Genomic DNA, 17467 nt, shown 5'->3' on the forward strand with positions numbered 1-17467 from the left:
TTCAGGCGGCGTCGACGACGCCCGCATCCTTCAGCATCTGCTGCAGTTCACCGCTGTCGTACATCTCGCGCATGATGTCGCTGCCGCCGACGAACTCGCCCTTGATGTAGAGCTGGGGGATGGTCGGCCAGCTGGAATACTCCTTGATGCCCTGGCGGATGTCGTTGTCGGCCAGCACGTTGACGGCCAGCACTTCCTTCACGCCACAGGCTTTCAGGATCTGCACGGCGGCAGACGAGAAGCCGCACTGCGGGAACTGGGGCGAACCCTTCATGTAGAGGACCACGTCGTTGCTGGTGACCTGGTCGCGGATGACGTCTTCGATGCTCATGATGGTTGGGGCCTGAAAAGTTGAGTTTAATAGTCGGGTAATTCTAGTAACGCAACACGAGTGCGTCAATATCGACAGCTCGGCGGCAGGTCAGTCGCGGCCGAGCCAGCGCCCGCCCGAGACACGCTCGATACCGGCAATGTCCTTCCACGAGGCGATCGCCGCGAAGCCGGCATCGGCCAGCAGGCTGCGCACCGCAGCCGCCTGGTCGTAACCATGCTCGAGGAACAGCCAGCCGTCGTCTTCCAGCCGCGACGGCGCCTGCATGACGATCTCCTCCAGATCATCGAGACCGCTCGGCCCTGCCGTCAGCGCTCCAGGTGGCTCGAAGCGCACGTCGCCCTGCTCCAGGTGCGGGTCGGCCGCGGCGATGTAGGGCGGGTTGGCGACGATCAGATCGAAGCGCTCCTCACCCAGCGCAGAGAACCAGTCGCTCTGCACGAAGGACACGCTCGCCCCGAGTCGCGCGGCGTTGGCCATCGCCACCCACAGTGCCTCACGCGATCGATCCAGCGCGGTCACGTCCGGCGCATCGAGCTCGAGCGCCAACGTGATCGCCAGCGCACCGCTGCCGGTGCCCATGTCCAGCACGTGCGCCCCCTTGCGGCCGGAAACATGGGCAAGGGCCAGTTCGACCAGCAGTTCGGTATCGGGACGCGGAATCAGCACCGCCGGCGTGACGATGAATTCGCGGCCGAAGAACTCGCGCTCGCCGGTCAGATACGCGACCGGCTCGCCCGCCAGACGGCGTTCAACCAGTTCGCGATAGGCCGCCCAATCCTCGCCCGCCAGGCGCTGCTCCGGCCAGGCCACCAGCCGCGCAGCCGGACACTGCAACACGTGGCGCAGCAGCACGCGCGCATCCATCAGATCGATCTGCGTCCTCGCCCAGGCCAGCGCACCGGCGATATCGACGCTGTCGGGCGCGCTTGTCGGCGTCCGTTCCGTCATCATTCGTCCGCCAGCGCCGCGAGCAAATCGGCCTGGTGCTCCAGGGTCAGCGCGGCGACGAGCTCATCCAGTTCGCCCTGCATGACGACCTCGAGCTTGTACAGGGTGAGATTGATGCGATGGTCGGTGATCCGCCCCTGCGGAAAGTTGTAGGTACGGATGCGCTCCGACCGGTCGCCGCTGCCGACCAGACTCTTGCGCTGCGCGGCCTCCGCGCTCTGCTGCGCCCGCACCTTCGCGTCGTACAGGCGCGCCGCCAGCACCGACATGGCCTGCGCCTTGTTGCGGTGCTGCGAGCGATCGTCCTGGCATTCGACCACGATGCCAGTCGGGATGTGGGTGATGCGCACCGCGGAGTCGGTCTTGTTGATGTGCTGCCCGCCCGCGCCCGAAGCACGGAAGGTGTCGATGCGCAGGTCGGCCGGGTTGATGTCGACCGCGGCGACCTCGTCAGCCTCGGGCAGCACGGCTACGGTGCACGCCGACGTGTGGATTCGACCCTGCGTCTCGGTCACCGGCACGCGCTGCACCCGATGCCCACCGGATTCGAACTTGAGCTTCGAATACGCGCCATTACCGACGATGCGGGCGATCACCTCCTTGTAACCACCGAGATCGGAGTCGCTGGCCGACACGATCTCCACCTTCCAGCGCTGGCGCTCGGCGTAGCGGGTATACATGCGCAGCAGGTCGCCGGCAAACAGCGCCGCCTCGTCGCCGCCCGTGCCGGCGCGGATCTCGAGGAAGAGGTTGCGCTCGTCGTTGGGATCACGCGGCAGGAGGGCACGCTGCAACGCCTCCTCCAGTTCGGCGATCCGCGCTTCGCCCGCCGCCAGTTCGAGCTCGCCCAACTCGCGCATCTCCGGGTCGGCCAGCAGTTCGCGCGCCGTGGCACAGTCAGCCTCGGCCTGGGTGTAAGCAGCATAGAGCAGGACGACCGGCTCGATCTCGGCGCGCTCGCGCGACAAGTCTCGGAAGGCGTTCATGTCGCGAGCGGACTCCTCGGCCGCGAGGCTGCGGTCGAGTTCCTGAAGGCGCGCGGCGAGATGCTCGAGTTTGTCGCGAATGCTCTGTTTCATGGATGAATGGTGAGCTGCCGCCGCGCCGCAGGCGGGCACGGCGGTCGGCCGGGGCTAGCCCTGGCGCGGGAGGTTGAAGAGCTGGTGCACGAGCTGGCCGACTTCGGCCTTGTGCTCGCCTTCCGCCTGGTTGAGGTAGCGGGTCGGCCCGTGCATCAGCTTGTTGGTGAGTCCGTGCGACAGCGCTTCGAGCACCTTCTGCGGGTTCTCGCCCTTGGCAAGCAGGCGCATGGCACGCTCGAGCTCGGCCTGTCGCAGCGTTTCGGCGCGGTCGCGCAGCGCACGGATCGCGGGCACCGTGACGCGGCCGGCCATCCAGTGCAGGAAACCGTCGACGCGCGTGTCGATGATCTGCTCGGCCTCGATCACCGCCTGCTGGCGGGACTCCATGCCAGCCTCGACGACCTGGGCGAGATCGTCGACCGTGTAGAGGAAGACGTCGTCGAGCGCAGCGATCTCGGGCTCGATGTCGCGCGGCACGGCGAGGTCCACCATCACCATCGGCCGGTGCCGGCGAGCCTTGACGGCGCGTTCGGCCATGCCGAGCCCGACGATGGGCAGGGGCGCGGCCGTACAGGAGACGACCACATCGAAGCGCGGCAGCATTTCGCCGATCTGATCGATGCGCATGGTCTGCGCCCCGAAGCGCTGCGCCAGGACCAGCGCACGCTCGGCCGTGCGATTGGCCACCGTCATCGACTTTGGCTGCGCGCCGGCGAAGTGCGCGGCACACAACTCGATCATTTCGCCGGCGCCGATGAACAGCACATGCTGGTCGGCCACGCTTTCGAAGATGCGCTCGGTCAGATGCACCGCGGCAGCGGCCATCGACACGGTGTTGGCGCCGATCGCGGTCGTCGAGCGAACTTCCTTCGCCACCGCAAAGGTGTTCTGGAACAGCTTGTGCAGCAGCGTGCCCATCGTGCCCGCCTCTTCGGCGTGACGCACGGCATCCTTGACCTGGCCGAGGATCTGCGGCTCGCCGATCACCATCGAGTCGAGCCCGCTGGCGACCCTGAAGACGTGCCGCACGGCATCGCGCTGCGGATAGGCGTACAGGTAGGGCGAAACGTCGTTGAGCGGAACCTGATGAAAGCGTGCCAGCCAGTCGGCCGCATGCTGCGGCTGCTCGGCGGCGAAATACAACTCGGTGCGATTGCAGGTCGACAGAATCGCGGCTTCGCGCACCGAATCGGCATGCGTCAGATCGTGCAGGGCCTGACCCAGCCGCTCAGGCTGGAACGCAACGCGTTCGCGGATGGCGAGCGGTGCCGTGTGGTGATTCAGGCCGAGGGCGTAAAGCTGCATTCGAGATCTGGCTAAGTCGGCGCACTGCGACGCGATGCCGCGGATTATAGCATCGCGGTTTCCGCCCAAAACTTGAGCGGAATCAGCCACTTTCTAACGACGATTGGACAGCTGAAAGCAAAACGGGCCGACACATGGTCGACCCGTTCGCGAAATTCTTGGTGGCCAGGGACGGAATCGAACCGCCGACACGCGGATTTTCAATGGATTCATTGGCGAATAATCCTTTTAAAACATGGATTTAAACGCCAAATTCGGCCTGTGCCACACAATGTGCTACAGCCAAATGCCATGATTTCAGCGCGCCGCTGGCTTTCGGGGCGACGTGAGTATGCCACGCCCGACTGGTCTCTGCACAGCCTCAATGGCCCTATCGAGTTCCCCTGCTTCCACCGCCTGTTTGACAAGCTTCAGCACAGGCACAAGTTGGTCTTTGTCGCCGATGACGATGGTCGTCATCTCATCTCGAACCTTCAGTGTTCTGTTGCCGTACCTTACCTGCAACTTCAACTGACCATCGTCGTCGATCCAGAACCATCGTCTAGCTGGTCGTTCGGTCATCAACGTGACCTGCTGATTGGTCTCTGGATCTGCAGCAGTACGCATGAAGCGTCTCATGTACTGCCGCCCTTGCAGATACTCCTCTGCTACTTCGATCTGCTCGTGCAATGCCTTCATCAACTTGTGACGCCTGAACATCGTTGGCGTCAGCTTCTTGAATCGTTCTTCAGCTGAAACGTTGAGTGTCTCAAGCAGGCTTGTCATTTCGGAATCCTTCGTTGTTCAACACGTTTTGATCCTACGTGGAACAAATAAGGATTCCTAGGAAAGAACAACCTAGCCCCGTCGGCACCTCGTGCAAATCTCAAAAAAGCGACTGCTGCACGTTGTTCTTTAAACTTCCTGCGACAGACTCACTCTGTGCAAGTATGAAAACACGTTCAAGTGTTTTAATTCCGACACCATCAATTCTCGCCAACTGATTCAGCTGAACAATGCTTGGATCACGCACAGCATCGAAAAGAGCCTCAACATAGTTTCTACGTAACCCAGAGACCTCCGCGACAGTCGCTACATCACGTGACAATATCCACGCCTTCATACTCTCAAAGAGGTCATCACCTGCTCTTGGATCGTACCTATAAATCTCCACATCAATTTTTAGGTTACCAAGATACCTCTGCATCAACTCCAAACTTACACTCGGATCAATCCCGCCCTTATCTGCACCCAGCAAAGGAAATGCAATTGACTGCACCCCCCGCTCCTCGTATGTATCTACAAATCGCTTCAGACCCGCATGGAGATACTCAAGCTTCGACGGATACCTCCAATGTCTCTTGGTAGGAAAATTTAATATCCACCTATCCGTACCCTTGTAAATCCAAAGCAACCCTATATCGATTTTTTTCTCTGCGCAAAGCTGAACATACCTCTTGTACAAATCTGGGTAACGCAACCGAATCTCGAGAGCAATACCCGCACCCATCACTCCAACACAGTTAACCGTGTTAACGATAGTCTGGCATTTACTCTTAAATATGTTTCCATTTACCACTAAAGAACCCATGACATTCCTAAAAAAACAATTCTCGCGATACTACTGCCTCGCAACCGTAGCTCCTTACCATCCGAGCCGTCTCTGGCGATGCACAGTGCACCCTGACAATATAATCAGGAGCGACAAATGGAAAAATTAGCACTTCCGCACAACGTTTTCTTTTACCATCAGTAAAGTCATTCCAATACGATGCCCTTAAAACATCCCAAGGCATATATATCAGATCCTTCACCTCTCTATAAAACCTTGTTTCGCGCGACGCTGCATTGCCATCCGTGTACAAATAATCATAACTGTCAAGAACCGAAAGAGAAATCTCCAATAAGCACAGCTCGTTTTGCAAATGCTTCCTAACATAAAGCATCGGATTTCTTACGTTAATGTAAAGCGGAGCATAATCATGAACCTTTCTGTTGTAAAACGGCTCAATCCTTTCCCTCCGCTTTTGAACATCCTGATTTGAAATATCAATAGGCTTAAACTCTGAAAATGCTTGCGTATTGCTTACCACCCCATCATCCAGAATGCTCTTTATATTATCCCGATGCGTGATATGCCAGAGCGAATGAACGCCGAACACTTTTAAATGTGACGCTACCGTCGTCCGTTCCTCGACGTTCAATGTTGGTTGCTGCTCACCGCCCTGGGAATATTTTACTGAACCAGAATCCTCAATGCCGCAAGACACCCCTTGCTGGGACTCACTCTTTGTACGTTTCTCCCCACCAACTGACTGAACATCACTACAAGATTCTACGTTTGATGAAGACACCAAGGTTGTCTGAGAGATCTCAGTCGGCTTAGCTTCTTCATTTTTTTTATCACCCGAAGCAGGAGAGTCTAGAAAAAACTCATTCTCCTCGAGCTGCTTCAGGCGTTTTGCCCTCTGAATAGCTCTCTGAATAGCTTCTTGATTTTTTCTATAAGCAGTCTCTGCCGAATCTTCGACCTTTTCTTTTTTTACACGACCCTCATTTTTTAACTCTCTTCTCTCACCCGCTCTTGAGGAAGCCCCGCTCATCATTGAAATGAGCCATATCACAAACAACCCGACAATCCACTCCATAGACCCACCTCAATGCAATAAATTCATGAAGCTTTGAATTGTCGCCTTTAGTTCCGAAAATGACTTAAGAACTCGACGGGCAATGAGTCTCCGCATTCAATTAAACCTCAAAATAATAGCCTCTCATCCTGATAAAACCACATCCCGAATATAACTAATCACATCATAACCTTCGGAATCTCGACCGTTCTGAATGCTTCTTCCCAATATCCTGCTATCGCAAAATCAGGATCATCGACAAAGTGCGCGAGTTGCTCTTTAAGCGCATACACACTTTTCTCGACCCCGTCATACAGAACTTCGTCTCTTGAAAACGGAAGAAAGCCGCCGCTGCTCACTGGCAAGTGAGACTTCCTGAACCACTCTTTCCTCGACATAAGACGCAGCGCGAAGCGGTTTCGTCGCATCGCCTCATATCTCATCTCGCGATACTTTTGTGACAGAAACTTCTTCGCTAGCTTGAAAGCTGTTTTCGATACGCGATCAAGGCATCTTCCCTGTGCTGCCTCTAGCCTTCGCTCATGAACTCGGTCACTGGCTTTTTTGCTTTTGGCTCTCCTCTCTGGTTCCGCTCTTTCTGAACGATCTCAAGACCAAGTCTTTTTAGACGGTTAATCGCCTTTACAACGTCGATGTTGTTGCACTTGTTCTCCTTACACACAGCGTCCATCGCGGCATAAAGGGCCTCCATCCCTGGCGAATCTTTCTTCAAAACTCCCTCGCCTTTAAGCTTAGCCCTCAACACCTCCAACTTCGCTTGCTGATTCTTCAGTGCAGCTTCAGCCGCTACGATCTGCTCTTCAATCGTCAACTTCTTCTTAGTGCCTGCTCTCATCACGTGCTCCGCAGTTTCACCACATAATGTGTAAATTCTGATTTAATCGTACAGCCTGTTGAATTCCAATCAGGTTTTCTAAGCAGTTCCGTTCTAGGAATCCTCTTTCGCCATCATTAACATGAAGTCATCGATAACATGGTGGCGCTCAAAATGGGACAAGCAAAAACCCTCAACGAGAAAGAGTTCAAACGAGTCTTGGCCATAGTCGCTACGACACGTTATGCAGAGCGTGACCGCATGGTGCTGTTGATGTCGTTCTGGGGTGGTCTTCGTGTCGGCGAGATTGCAGCACTCCGTATCGGCGATGTTGTTGGAGCAGATGGAAGCATCAAGCAGCAGTTCACCCTGACGCCCGAGCAGACGAAGGGGAACAAACCTCGAACGGTGATGGTAGCTGAGAAGCTTCGAAAGGAGCTAGCGTCATATGTCGCTGGCTTGAAGCACAAGGACCCAAAACGGGCACTGTTTGGCTCACAACGCTCACGTGATGGGTTCTCGGCGAACACCTTATGCAAACGTATGAACCACCTCTTCGCACTAGCTGGAATCGACGGTGCAAGCTCCCACTCGGGGCGACGTACCTTCATCACGACGTTAGCGAACAAGGGCGTGGGCGTGCGGGTGCTGATGGCCCTTGCAGGACATCGAAACATCGGCACAACGCAGCGATATATCGACCTCAACGACGAGCTTGTAAAGGTTGCCGTCAACCTCATCTAAGCAACGGCTTCAGACGTGAAAAAGGGGTTGAACTTTGATGCTCAACCCCCTGCCTTGATCTCGTTTGCTTTGACTAAGGGTGTTGCAGACGAGATCAATCCAACACGATCACCGTCACTGCGCCCTTGGCCTGCAGCCTTTTCAACTGCTCGGCCACCTTGCGTGGATCGTCTTCCTCGATCATCAGAAGCTTAAAGGTCTTGGACCTCAGCATCTCGATCAACTCTTGCTTGTTCTTTGGCTTGATCATTCTTGGCTCCCATCTTCATCGCCGCGATGTATTGTTCCCGCTCCTTCCATTCACGTTTATTTATGGTGACGTGCTCTGGCTCGAAGGTGAAGAAATCATCGTTTAGCGTTGGGCCGTCAAGTACTGCGATCTGCGTGGATGCACTTTTGAGAGAGTAGGCCGCAATCCGATCATGATCTTCATTGAGCTTCTGAAACTGCATGTAGCAGCCGCTCTCGTTCTTGTAGCCAATCCCTCTTGATCCGAAGTATGTCTTGAAGCCATCCGTGACGATGTAGCTCGGGTTATTGACCAAACCGTCTAGCTTCATCATCCTTTTGATGAACACCTCTTCATCGCTGGCGGTTTGCTGGATGATCATATGTGAATGCCAATGACCAGTCTCACTACGTTCGACTGCAACAATACCTTTAACGTATCTGTTCCTTGATGACCCATTGTTCAAGAAGCTATTCATGAGCCTTACAAAGCCTTTTGTCGCAATGATCGCATTTTCTTTTGAAGGATCTCTCCAACCTCTTGTCTCAGCATAGCGATAGCCTGGGTGCAATGTGATCGCCCAGTTCGCCTTTGCGTGACCTTGCGACTCCCTCAGCAATCCCAGGATCAACTGATTCATATTTTCTTTAGTGGTTCTTCTCATTCCTCAGCCCAATCCTTACAGACAATACCTCACCAACTAAACCCCAACGGAGTTCAGCGCCAGGCCGCGATATCGAAAACATCAATATGCGTAAGTCGCGTAGCACGTCTTCACGACTCACATTTATTTATGCTTTCGGGGCTTGCGTTATTGTAAAGTTGAGATGAATATTTTAATTAAATTTAGCGCCAGACCATAGGAATTTTTAATTATTAACCCTCGGTCTGTTCTGCCTTGTCGTTTGGACGACGCTTTTTGTTCTTTGCTGATGCTGTCAAGTCTTCGGCCTTTGGCTTCCACCGCTTGCCTGCGATCCTGTCTGCGATCATCGTGGGCTTGAGATGTGAGTAGTGCTTCTCAATCATCTTGACTGACGTGCCCATCTGAATCGCTAAATCATGGATGCTGATGTCGCCGCCCTTGTTCAACATCACGTACGTTGCGTAGGTGTGTCGCAGTGAATACAGGGTTCGCTCATTGCCTTGTGCATCTGTCAGCAGCTTGTATTTCACGAGAAACTGCTTGAACGTGGCGCCGAGGGCGTTGGTGACCGTTCCATCAGAGAGCCTGAACACGAGATCATCACGCTTCTGTTTGAGCAGTTGATCGAATGTCAGGCCCTTGTAGGCCTCAAAGCCGTTCTTGATGTTCGTCAGCCACGTTTCCACGTTGTGACGCGCGATAAGCTCTCGTGGCCCTGTCTTTCCATCGACGTGGAGCTTCAGATACCGCTCCCCGCTTTTGTCGGTGTGCCACTCGATGTTCGACCACTTCAGCCCCAAGCTTTCGGTGCCATGCCGCATCCCTGTGTTGGCAAGGATATTGACGTAGTTGTGCAGCAGCGACCGCATCATGCGTGTCTTGGCCGTATGGCCTTGCTTGGCAAACTCGGGCAAATACCTTTGGACCGTTCTCCACTCTTCACTCGTGAATGCGGGTCGTCGGGTCGATTTCTTGCCTCGGTTCTTCAACTCGGGTATTTGACTCTGCTGCATCCAGCCACGAGCAACCGCCACGTCGAACACTCTGTTCAATGCGCTCACGTGGTTTGTGATCGTTGATGCTGCTGGATCGCGGCCTAGCTTCTCGGCTCGCCACGCATCGAACTGTTCAAGCTCATGCACATCGACGTTGTTGATGTGCTTGCCGCCAAAGTACGGAATGAGCCAACGCTCAAGGACTTGGATGTAGGTGATGTAGGTCTTCTTACCGTGACCTGCATCGAGCGCGTCCTGCATCTCTTTGATCGCGATCCTTGCCACCGCATCAAAACGTCGAGATACCGCAGGCTGACCGAACTTGTGTCGGTACTTCGCCTCCATGTACGCGTCTTTGGCGACCGACTTCGCACGATCCAAATCAGGAGTTTTGGTAGACATGCGATGCCAGCCACCGTCGGCCAACTTGTAACGGGCTTGCCAAGCCTTGATGGCGCCTCGTTTGTACAAGACGACTTCACCATCGAGCAAATGAATCAGAGGATGTTTGTCTGATGGTGGTAGATTCTGGCTCATTCACAGAATCTACCATGGTTGCAGCATTGCGCCGCTTCAGACTGTGCTACGTGTGTGCTATGAGTGCCGTAGCACAGAACCACACGTAACCCATTGAATTCTGGTGGCCAGGGACGGAATCGAACCGCCGACACGCGGATTTTCAATCCGCTGCTCTACCAACTGAGCTACCTGGCCGAAGAGGTCCGCATTATAGCCCGAACGAAGGCTCCGTCAAGATAAATTTTTCACTTTCTTCCATGCCGCGCCCGCCCCGGCTCAAACTGTGCGGCCGGCCACACAGCCCCGCCCGCTGCGCGCTACGATGTCGTTCGCACGGACCGAGGGCCCGGTCGATAGAGGACAAGATGCGCGTACTGCTGGTTGAAGACGACCCGACCCTGGCGGGCGGAATCACTGAATTCCTGCGCGGCCAGGGGGACGAAGTCTGCCACGAGGTGGACGGCCTCGCCGCCGACCGGCGCCTGCAGGACGAGGGCTTCGACTTCGTGCTGGTCGACGTCGGGCTGCCCGGACTCGGGGGCTACGAGGTCGTGCGCCGGATTCGCAGTCGTGGCCAGCGGCTTCCGGCGATCCTGATCACCGCGCGCGACGCACTCGACGACCGGATCTACGGACTCGATCTCGGCGCGGACGACTATCTCGTCAAGCCATTCCAGCTCGCGGAACTGACCGCACGCATGCGCGCCGTGCAGCGGCGAGGGAGCGCCATGGGCGCGCCGCCGCTGAGCTTTGGTCCGCTGCTGCTGGACGCCGAGGGACGACTGGCGGAGCTCGACGGCGAGGCCCTGGCGCTGACCGGGCGCGAATGGGACATCCTCGAAGCCCTCGTGCGCGCCGACGGGCGCACGGTGGCACGGGAACGCCTGCAGGGCGACGGTAGCGGCAACGCGCTGGAAGTGTACGTGTCGCGTCTCCGTCCCCGGCTTGAGGCGGCAGGGCTCCTGATCCGCACGGTGCGCGGCTTCGGCTATCGCCTCGAACGACTGAAGGATCGACGCGACGGTGCAGCCTAGCCTTCGCCGCAACCTGCTGCAGGCGCTTGCCGGCCCGACCACGCTGCTGATGCTCGCCGCAGGTGCCGTGGCCTACGGCACGGCCAAGAGTGTCGTCAACAGCGCGTACGACCAGAACCTGCTCAACCTCGCGCACGGCGTCGCCAGCCATGTCCACCCGATCGGCAATTGGCCCGAGCTGGACCTCCCGGCCGAAGCCGAACGCATGCTGCGCACCGACACCCAGGACGAGATCTTCTTCCGGGTGCGCGACGAACGGAACCGCGTGCTGGGCGGGGATGCCGACTTCCCCATCCTGGACGACCTTGATCCGGCCTCGACCTTGCCGATCCCTTACCAAGCCGAGCCCGCGGCCGGCGCGAACACCCCGCCGCCGAAGCCCCCGCGGACAGCGGTGTTTCGCGAGCTGGAATATCGAGGCGAACCGGTGCGCGCCGTGCGCCTGTACCGCAGCGTGGGCGACGGCGGCATCTACGTCACGGTCGGGGAGACCCTGCACAAGCGCCGGGACGCAATGGATCGGCTGCTGCTGGGCTTCGTCTCGGCCAGCGTACTGCTAGCGCTCGCCGCTGCCGTCGCCGCGCGCTTCGGCATCCCCTCCGGCCTTGCCCCGCTGCAACGCCTGGCCGACTCGTTACGCAGACGTGCCGGCACCGACCTGTCCGCGATCGACCTCGCCGCCGTGCCGGACGAGATCCGCGAAGTGGTCGGTGCACTCAATGCCTTGTTCGAACGCCTGCGCAAGGCCAGCGCCCGGCAGCGCGAATTCCTGCAGGACGCAGCACACCAGTTGCGCACGCCGCTGGCCGGATTGCAGATGCAGCTCGAGCTGCTCGAAGCCCGGCCGCTGGACGAGACCGCGCGGGCCCGCCTGCGGAGTTCGGTCGATCGCGTCACCCGTCTGGCGAACCAGCTGCTGGCGCTGGCGCGCGCCGAGTCCGGCGGTCGCATGCTCGCGGACGCCACGCCGGTCGAACTGGCGCCACTGATCGACGACCTGGTCGAAGGCTGGCTGGAAGTCGCCGACCGCCGCGGCATCGATCTCGGCATCCAGCGCGAGGCGGTGAGTCTCGTCGGCGACCCTACCCTGCTGCAGGAGCTGATCTCCAACCTGATGGATAACGCATTGAAGTACACGCCAGCCGGCGGCAGCGTGACCCTCCATTGCAGCCAGGCAGCCGACGGTCATCGCATCGAGATCGAGGTGGCGGACACCGGACCGGGCATCCCCGAATCCGTCCGCGCGCAAGTCTTCGAGCGTTTCTATCGCCACACCGGCACGACCGTGGGGGGCAGCGGGCTCGGGCTACCGATCGCGCGCGAGATCGTGCACTGCCACGGCGGCCACATCACCCTCGCCAGCGGCGCTCACGGGCATGGCACGGTCGTTCGCGTCAGCCTGCCCGCCTCGAACGACAGGGGGCGGTGAGCCCTCGCTCACCGCCCCCTGTCCGGCCCCAGGCCCTTGGCCCTTCCCGCTTCGGGAACGGGCCGGGGACGCGACTCAGTGGCTCGATGCCGCCGCGGCGCCGATGCCGGTTTCCGCACGCACCCGCTGCGCGAGATAACCGGCGCGGTCTTCACGGGCACGCGCGCTGCCGTCGAGAATCGAGAACAGCCAGATGCCGATGAAGCCGGCCGCCATCGAGAACAGCGCGGGCGAGGTGTAGGGGAAGAGCGCCGACCCCTTCGGATTGCCCAGCGTGGCCTCCCACACCGACGGCGACACGATCGTGAGCGCCACCGCGGTGATGAGGCCGATGAAGCCACCGATGGTCGCGCCACGCGTCGTGCAGTCCTTCCACAGCACCGACATGAACAGCACCGGGAAGTTAGCCGAAGCGGCGATCGCGAAGGCCAGCGACACCATGAAGGCGATGTTCTGCTTCTCGAACGCGATGCCCAGGATGACGGCAACGAAGCCCAGCACCAGCGTGGTGATGCGCGACACCTTCAGCTCGGCCGCCGAGTCGGCCTTGCCCTGCTTGAACACCGTGGCGTACAGGTCATGCGACACCGCCGAGGCGCCGGAGAGCGTCAGGCCGGCAACCACCGCCAGAATGGTGGCGAAGGCGACCGCCGAGATGAAACCGAGGAAGACGTTGCCGCCGACCGCGTTCGCCAGGTGGATCGCCGCCATGTTGCCACCGCCCATCAGGCCACCCTTGGCATCGAGGAAGCTGGGGTTGGTGGACACCAGCACGATCGCACCGAAGCCGATGATGAAGGTCAGGATGTAGAAGTAGCCGATCCAGGTCGTCGCCCAGAACACCGACTTGCGCGCCTCCTTGGCGTCCGGCACGGTGAAGAAACGCATCAGCACGTGCGGCAGGCCCGCGGTGCCGAACATCAGCGCCATGCCGAAGGAGATGGCCGAGATCGGGTCCTTGATGAAGGAACCCGGTCCCATGATGGCCTGGCCGAGCAGTCCGGCCTCCTCTGCCGTCTTGCCTCCGGCGATCGCGCCCTCGGTCTTGATGCGCACCGCGTCGGCGAACAGCGCCTCGGGCGAGAAGCCGTAGGCAAGCAGGACCATGAAGGCCATGAAGGAGGCGCCGCCCAGCAGCAGGCAGGCCTTGATGATCTGCACCCAGGTCGTCGCCGTCATGCCGCCGAACAGCACATACACCATCATCAGCGCACCGACGATCACGACCGCCATCCAGTACTCGAGCCCGAACAGCAGCTTGATGAGCTGGCCCGCGCCAACCATCTGCGCGATCAGGTAGAAGGCCACCACGACCAGCGTACCCGAGGCCGCGAAGGCGCGGATCGGCGTCTGCTTGAAGCGGTAGGCGGCGACGTCGGCGAAGGTGAACTTGCCGAGGTTGCGCAGCTTCTCCGCCATCAGGAAGGTGATCACCGGCCAGCCGACCAGGAAGCCGATGGAGTAGATCAGGCCGTCGTAGCCGCTGATCATCACCGCCGCCGAGATGCCGAGGAAGGACGCGGCCGACATGTAGTCGCCGGCGATCGCGAGCCCGTTCTGGAAGCCGGTGATGCCGCCGCCGGCCGTGTAGAAGTCCGCCGCCGACTTGGTCTTCGCCGCGGCCCACTTGGTGATGTACAAGGTGCCCATGACGAACACCCCGAACATGATGATCGCGGTCCAGTTCGTCGCCTGCTTCTCGGCCTGGCCGAGGTCGCCACCGGCGGCGAGCGCAACGAGGGACAGTGCAGCCAGCGCCAGGCCCGCGGAGAGACGTGCGAGATGAGCGTTCATTTGCCGCTCTCCTTGACGATATCGGCGGTCAGCGCATCGAACTCGGAGTTCGCGCGGCGCACGTAGATGCCGGTGATGATGACGGTGAAAGCGATGACGCCCAGGCCGACAGGAATGCCGACGGTCATCACTCCCTCGCCGAGCCGGACGGCCAGCGACTCCTTGCTGAACGCGATCACCGCGATGTAGCCGTAGTACACGACCAGCATGATGATCGTCAGCAGCCAGCCGTAGGACGTGCGAACCCCCACGAGCTTCTGGTATTTCGGATTGGCGGTGATTTTCTTCACCAGATCGTCTTCCATGTTTCCCCTCCTCGCCTTTAGTGAACCGGCCGGGCAGGCGCCCAGTCCGACACAAGGTAGGGTCGAAGACTTACATTCCGCTTACGCGCTCATAAAAATATCTTTTAATAACAAATACTTAACGCAATCTTAACGCCAGCTGAACGCATCAACCTAGGGGATAGACATCGCCCTGCACCGCCGGCGGCAGCTGCAGATGGGAGCGCGGGAACACCACGCGCGCCAGGGTGCCCTGCCCCGCCGGGTTGGCATCCAGCGTGACGGTCGCACGGTGCAACTCCGCAATCTCGCGCACGATCGGCAAGCCGAGCCCGGACCCGTCCACACCGCTGCCGAGCACACGGTAGAAGCGTTCGAACACGCGCTCGCGGTCGGCATCCGGAATCCCGAGACCGGAGTCCTCGATCTCCAGCACCGGAGAACCTGCGAAGCGCGTGCGTACGGTGACATGGCCACCGCGCGGCGTGTATTTGATCGCGTTGTCCACTAGGTTCTTCACCAGTTCGCGCAACAGCACCGCATTGCCTTCGACGAGCAGCTCGCCTTCGCCGCCCTCCGCGCCGAGATCGATGCTCTTGGTCTGCGCGCGTGGGAACAACTCCAGCGCCACCTCGCGCACCACCGCACCCAGATCCACCGGCTCGACCGCGTACAGCTTTTCAAAGCTCGCCTCGGCCCGCGCCAGCGACAGCAACTGGTTGATGAGGTGGGCGGCACGGTCCGTGCTCTCGGCAATATGGGCGAGCGACTGCCGCAACTGCTCGGGATCGGTCTCATGCAGCGCAAGATCGGTCTGCATCTTCAGGCCGGTCAGCGGCGTGCGCATCTGGTGCGCGGCGTCGGCGATGAAGCGCTGCTGCGCCTGGAGGTTCTCCTCCAGCCGCGCCATCATGTCGTTGAAGGCGATGATCAGCGGACGCACCTCCTCGGGCACGCTGGCCGGCGGGACGGGCGACAGATCGGTCGGACGCCGGCGGCGGATCAGGCTCTGCAAGCGGTTCAGCGGGGCGATGCCGCGCGACAGGCCCACCCATACCAGCACCACCGCAAGCGGGATGATCGCGAACTGCGGCAGCAACACCCCGGTCACGACGCGCGACGCGAGGTCGCTGCGCTTGTTGCGCGTTTCGGCCACCTGCACCAGCACCAGGGGCGATGCGTCACCCTCACCCGGACGCAGCAGACGATAGGCAACACGCGTCTCCTCACCGTGGATGATCTCGTCGCGGAACAGCACCTCCTCGCCCACCGGACTGACCAACTGCTGCGGTCGCGGAATCTCCGGGTCGCCAGTCAGTGTCACGCCCTGCTCGTCCGCCACCTGAAAGTACAGCACGTCGTCCTGGTCGGCACGGAACAGCGCCCGCGGCGGTGCCGGGAAATGCACGACGACCTGGCCGTCGGCGAGCGTCACTAGGCGCGAAAGCGCACGCACGCTGTCGGCCAGTGCAAGATCGTAAGGCTGGTTCGCGATGTTGTCGGCGACGTTGTGGGTGACGATGATCGAGATCGGCCACAGGAACAGCAGCGGCGCGAGCATCCAGTCGAGGATCTCGCCGAAGAGCGAATTCGGCGGCCCGGTGCGCCTGGCGCCGGGCGCCACCTTCTCAGGCTTTCGTCGCCGGGACCGCATCCGAGTTTTCCAGGCAGTACCCCAGCCCGCGAACGGTCACGATCCGCACCCCACTGGCCTCCAGCTTCTTGCGCAGGCGATGGACATACACCTCGATGGCATTGCTCGAGACCTCTTCGCCCCATCCGCACAGATGGTCCACCAACTGGTCCTTGCTGACGAGGCGCCCGACACGCAGCAGAAAGACCTCCAGCAGCCCGATCTCACGCGCGGACAGCTCCAGCACCTGTCCATCCACCTTCACCACGCGGTCAGCCTGGTCGTAGGACAGCCGTCCCAGCTCCAGGCAACGCGCCTGCCCGGTGCCGCGGCGCGTCAGCGCCCGCACCCGCGCCTCGAGCTCCGGCAGCGCAAAGGGCTTGGTCATGTAGTCGTCGGCCCCGGCATCGAGACCTCGCACCCGGTCATCGACGCCGTCCTGCGCAGTCAGGATCAGCACCGGCAGCGCCGACTTGCGCGCGCGCAGCCGCTTGAGCACCTCGATGCCCCCCAGGCGCGGCATGCCGAGGTCGAGAATGAGCAGATCGTAAGGCTGCGAGGCCAGCGCCGCATCGGCCTCGACGCCGTTATCCACGTGATCTACCGCATATCCGCTGCGCTTGAGGGCACGACCAATGCCGTCGGCGATCACTGGGTCATCTTCGGCGAGAAGAATGCGCATGAAATTCCGGATGTAAGTTACGTGTAAGCGGTCGCGCCTAGCATCGGTCCCGCTGTTCTCCTTTTGCTCGGTCATCGGAAGCGCGCCAGCACGGCTTGCGCGCTTCAGGGAGCGGCCTGCTCAAGCCGTCGCCGCTCCCTGCCGACTTTTCTCCGACCGCCCTTGCCTCTTTCCCTGCGCAGATCACGTGCCGGACGAGGTCGTCGATCGTCCCAAGTCCCGAAGATTATCCCACGGTTTGCGCAGCCTTCCGTGATCGCTGCGCGCGGCCCACCGAGGACCAACACGCGTCGCGTGAACGACTCGCGTGAACGACAAAAGCCCCGCTTGCGCGAGGCTTTTGTCTTGAAGCCAGTGCAGCCCCGATG

General features: G+C 59.9%; 18 protein-coding genes and 1 tRNA gene. 3 read left to right on the plus strand and 16 right to left on the minus strand.

Annotated features, from left to right (window positions below):
• Nucleotide 1 precedes the first annotated feature (1 nt).
• The 9 genes from grxD to AC731_RS10330 form a co-directional block, all read right to left on the minus strand.
• Nucleotides 2-331, minus strand: a complete 330-nt coding sequence (gene grxD, locus AC731_RS10300) for a Grx4 family monothiol glutaredoxin (protein WP_004262761.1) — start codon at nucleotides 329-331, stop codon at nucleotides 2-4.
• A gap of 90 nt (nucleotides 332-421) precedes the next feature.
• On the minus strand, nucleotides 422-1285 hold the full coding sequence (gene prmC, locus AC731_RS10305; RefSeq protein WP_418081380.1) for a peptide chain release factor N(5)-glutamine methyltransferase: 864 nt from the start codon (nucleotides 1283-1285) through the stop codon (nucleotides 422-424).
• Complete coding sequence (gene prfA, locus AC731_RS10310) at nucleotides 1282-2361, minus strand: peptide chain release factor 1 (RefSeq protein WP_048705837.1); 1080 nt, start codon at nucleotides 2359-2361, stop codon at nucleotides 1282-1284. Before prfA ends, prmC begins: the two co-directional genes overlap by 4 nt.
• Before the next feature lie 54 nt (nucleotides 2362-2415).
• The gene (gene hemA / locus AC731_RS10315) at nucleotides 2416-3669 is read right to left on the minus strand and encodes a glutamyl-tRNA reductase (protein ID WP_048705839.1); all 1254 of its coding nucleotides are present in this window, start codon (nucleotides 3667-3669) and stop codon (nucleotides 2416-2418) included.
• 297 nt (nucleotides 3670-3966) lie between these two features.
• Nucleotides 3967-4434, minus strand: coding sequence for a DUF6641 family protein (locus AC731_RS10320; protein ID WP_048705842.1), 468 nt, complete (start codon nucleotides 4432-4434; stop codon nucleotides 3967-3969).
• A 100-nt stretch (nucleotides 4435-4534) separates the two neighbouring features.
• Complete coding sequence (locus AC731_RS19575; RefSeq protein ID WP_082794302.1) at nucleotides 4535-5239, minus strand: macro domain-containing protein; 705 nt, start codon at nucleotides 5237-5239, stop codon at nucleotides 4535-4537.
• 7 nt (nucleotides 5240-5246) lie between these two features.
• Complete coding sequence (locus tag AC731_RS19580; protein WP_082794303.1) at nucleotides 5247-6296, minus strand: DUF4433 domain-containing protein; 1050 nt, start codon at nucleotides 6294-6296, stop codon at nucleotides 5247-5249.
• A gap of 158 nt (nucleotides 6297-6454) precedes the next feature.
• Nucleotides 6455-6640: a hypothetical protein gene (locus tag AC731_RS10325; protein WP_156480696.1), complete on the minus strand. Its 186-nt coding sequence runs from the start codon at nucleotides 6638-6640 to the stop codon at nucleotides 6455-6457.
• 164 nt (nucleotides 6641-6804) lie between these two features.
• Complete coding sequence (locus AC731_RS10330; protein WP_048705848.1) at nucleotides 6805-7131, minus strand: hypothetical protein; 327 nt, start codon at nucleotides 7129-7131, stop codon at nucleotides 6805-6807.
• Nucleotides 7132-7269: 138 nt separating this feature from the next.
• Between AC731_RS10330 and AC731_RS10335 the strand changes: the two genes are divergently transcribed.
• Entirely contained in the window at nucleotides 7270-7854 is a 585-nt protein-coding gene (locus tag AC731_RS10335; protein WP_205626585.1) for a tyrosine-type recombinase/integrase, read from the plus strand.
• A gap of 191 nt (nucleotides 7855-8045) precedes the next feature.
• Here AC731_RS10335 and AC731_RS19905 read toward each other — a convergent pair whose 3' ends face one another.
• The 3 genes from AC731_RS19905 to AC731_RS10350 form a co-directional block, all read right to left on the minus strand.
• On the minus strand, nucleotides 8046-8747 hold the full coding sequence (locus AC731_RS19905) for a hypothetical protein (RefSeq protein WP_156480698.1): 702 nt from the start codon (nucleotides 8745-8747) through the stop codon (nucleotides 8046-8048).
• 212 nt (nucleotides 8748-8959) lie between these two features.
• Nucleotides 8960-10261: a tyrosine-type recombinase/integrase gene (locus tag AC731_RS10345; RefSeq protein ID WP_205626586.1), complete on the minus strand. Its 1302-nt coding sequence runs from the start codon at nucleotides 10259-10261 to the stop codon at nucleotides 8960-8962.
• 101 nt (nucleotides 10262-10362) lie between these two features.
• A tRNA-Phe gene (locus AC731_RS10350) sits at nucleotides 10363-10438 on the minus strand.
• A 170-nt stretch (nucleotides 10439-10608) separates the two neighbouring features.
• Between AC731_RS10350 and AC731_RS10355 the strand changes: the two genes are divergently transcribed.
• Complete coding sequence (locus AC731_RS10355; RefSeq protein WP_048705856.1) at nucleotides 10609-11277, plus strand: response regulator transcription factor; 669 nt, start codon at nucleotides 10609-10611, stop codon at nucleotides 11275-11277.
• Nucleotides 11267-12706 carry a sensor histidine kinase gene (locus AC731_RS10360; RefSeq protein ID WP_048705858.1) on the plus strand — a complete coding sequence of 480 codons (1440 nt, stop codon included), beginning with the start codon at nucleotides 11267-11269 and terminating at the stop codon, nucleotides 12704-12706. Before AC731_RS10355 ends, AC731_RS10360 begins: the two co-directional genes overlap by 11 nt.
• Nucleotides 12707-12781: 75 nt before the next feature.
• On the opposite strand, the gene AC731_RS10365 is transcribed toward AC731_RS10360, so the two are convergent.
• The 4 genes from AC731_RS10365 to AC731_RS10380 all read right to left on the minus strand — a co-directional run bounded on the left by AC731_RS10365 (nucleotide 12782) and on the right by AC731_RS10380 (nucleotide 17099).
• On the minus strand, nucleotides 12782-14500 hold the full coding sequence (locus AC731_RS10365; protein WP_048705860.1) for a cation acetate symporter: 1719 nt from the start codon (nucleotides 14498-14500) through the stop codon (nucleotides 12782-12784).
• Nucleotides 14497-14805 carry a DUF485 domain-containing protein gene (locus AC731_RS10370; protein ID WP_004262781.1) on the minus strand — a complete coding sequence of 103 codons (309 nt, stop codon included), beginning with the start codon at nucleotides 14803-14805 and terminating at the stop codon, nucleotides 14497-14499. The genes AC731_RS10365 and AC731_RS10370 overlap by 4 nt, the downstream gene beginning before the upstream one ends.
• A 148-nt stretch (nucleotides 14806-14953) precedes the next feature.
• Nucleotides 14954-16438: a sensor histidine kinase gene (locus tag AC731_RS10375; RefSeq protein WP_038011974.1), complete on the minus strand. Its 1485-nt coding sequence runs from the start codon at nucleotides 16436-16438 to the stop codon at nucleotides 14954-14956.
• Nucleotides 16413-17099 carry a response regulator transcription factor gene (locus tag AC731_RS10380; protein WP_004262786.1) on the minus strand — a complete coding sequence of 229 codons (687 nt, stop codon included), beginning with the start codon at nucleotides 17097-17099 and terminating at the stop codon, nucleotides 16413-16415. The genes AC731_RS10375 and AC731_RS10380 overlap by 26 nt, the downstream gene beginning before the upstream one ends.
• Between the last annotated feature and the right edge of the window lie 368 nt (nucleotides 17100-17467).

This window comes from Thauera humireducens (assembly GCF_001051995.2).
Classification (GTDB): Bacteria; Pseudomonadota; Gammaproteobacteria; order Burkholderiales; family Rhodocyclaceae; genus Thauera; species Thauera humireducens.

Bases quoted from the DNA above. Each gene is read 5' to 3' on its own strand.
- grxD (WP_004262761.1), bottom strand. From the start codon at position 331: ATGAGCATCGAAGACGTCATCCGCGACCAGGTCACCAGCAACGACGTG.
- prmC (WP_418081380.1), bottom strand. From the start codon at position 1,285: ATGATGACGGAACGGACGCCGACAAGCGCGCCCGACAGCGTCGATATC.
- prfA (WP_048705837.1), bottom strand. From the start codon at position 2,361: ATGAAACAGAGCATTCGCGACAAACTCGAGCATCTCGCCGCGCGCCTT.
- hemA (WP_048705839.1), bottom strand. From the start codon at position 3,669: ATGCAGCTTTACGCCCTCGGCCTGAATCACCACACGGCACCGCTCGCC.
- AC731_RS10320 (WP_048705842.1), bottom strand. From the start codon at position 4,434: ATGACAAGCCTGCTTGAGACACTCAACGTTTCAGCTGAAGAACGATTC.
- AC731_RS19575 (WP_082794302.1), bottom strand. From the start codon at position 5,239: ATGGGTTCTTTAGTGGTAAATGGAAACATATTTAAGAGTAAATGCCAG.
- AC731_RS19580 (WP_082794303.1), bottom strand. From the start codon at position 6,296: ATGGAGTGGATTGTCGGGTTGTTTGTGATATGGCTCATTTCAATGATG.
- AC731_RS10330 (WP_048705848.1), bottom strand. From the start codon at position 7,131: ATGAGAGCAGGCACTAAGAAGAAGTTGACGATTGAAGAGCAGATCGTA.
- AC731_RS10335 (WP_205626585.1), top strand. From the start codon at position 7,270: ATGGTGGCGCTCAAAATGGGACAAGCAAAAACCCTCAACGAGAAAGAG.
- AC731_RS19905 (WP_156480698.1), bottom strand. From the start codon at position 8,747: ATGAGAAGAACCACTAAAGAAAATATGAATCAGTTGATCCTGGGATTG.
- AC731_RS10345 (WP_205626586.1), bottom strand. From the start codon at position 10,261: ATGAGCCAGAATCTACCACCATCAGACAAACATCCTCTGATTCATTTG.
- AC731_RS10355 (WP_048705856.1), top strand. From the start codon at position 10,609: ATGCGCGTACTGCTGGTTGAAGACGACCCGACCCTGGCGGGCGGAATC.
- AC731_RS10365 (WP_048705860.1), bottom strand. From the start codon at position 14,500: ATGAACGCTCATCTCGCACGTCTCTCCGCGGGCCTGGCGCTGGCTGCA.
- AC731_RS10370 (WP_004262781.1), bottom strand. From the start codon at position 14,805: ATGGAAGACGATCTGGTGAAGAAAATCACCGCCAATCCGAAATACCAG.
- AC731_RS10375 (WP_038011974.1), bottom strand. From the start codon at position 16,438: ATGCGGTCCCGGCGACGAAAGCCTGAGAAGGTGGCGCCCGGCGCCAGG.
- AC731_RS10380 (WP_004262786.1), bottom strand. From the start codon at position 17,099: ATGCGCATTCTTCTCGCCGAAGATGACCCAGTGATCGCCGACGGCATT.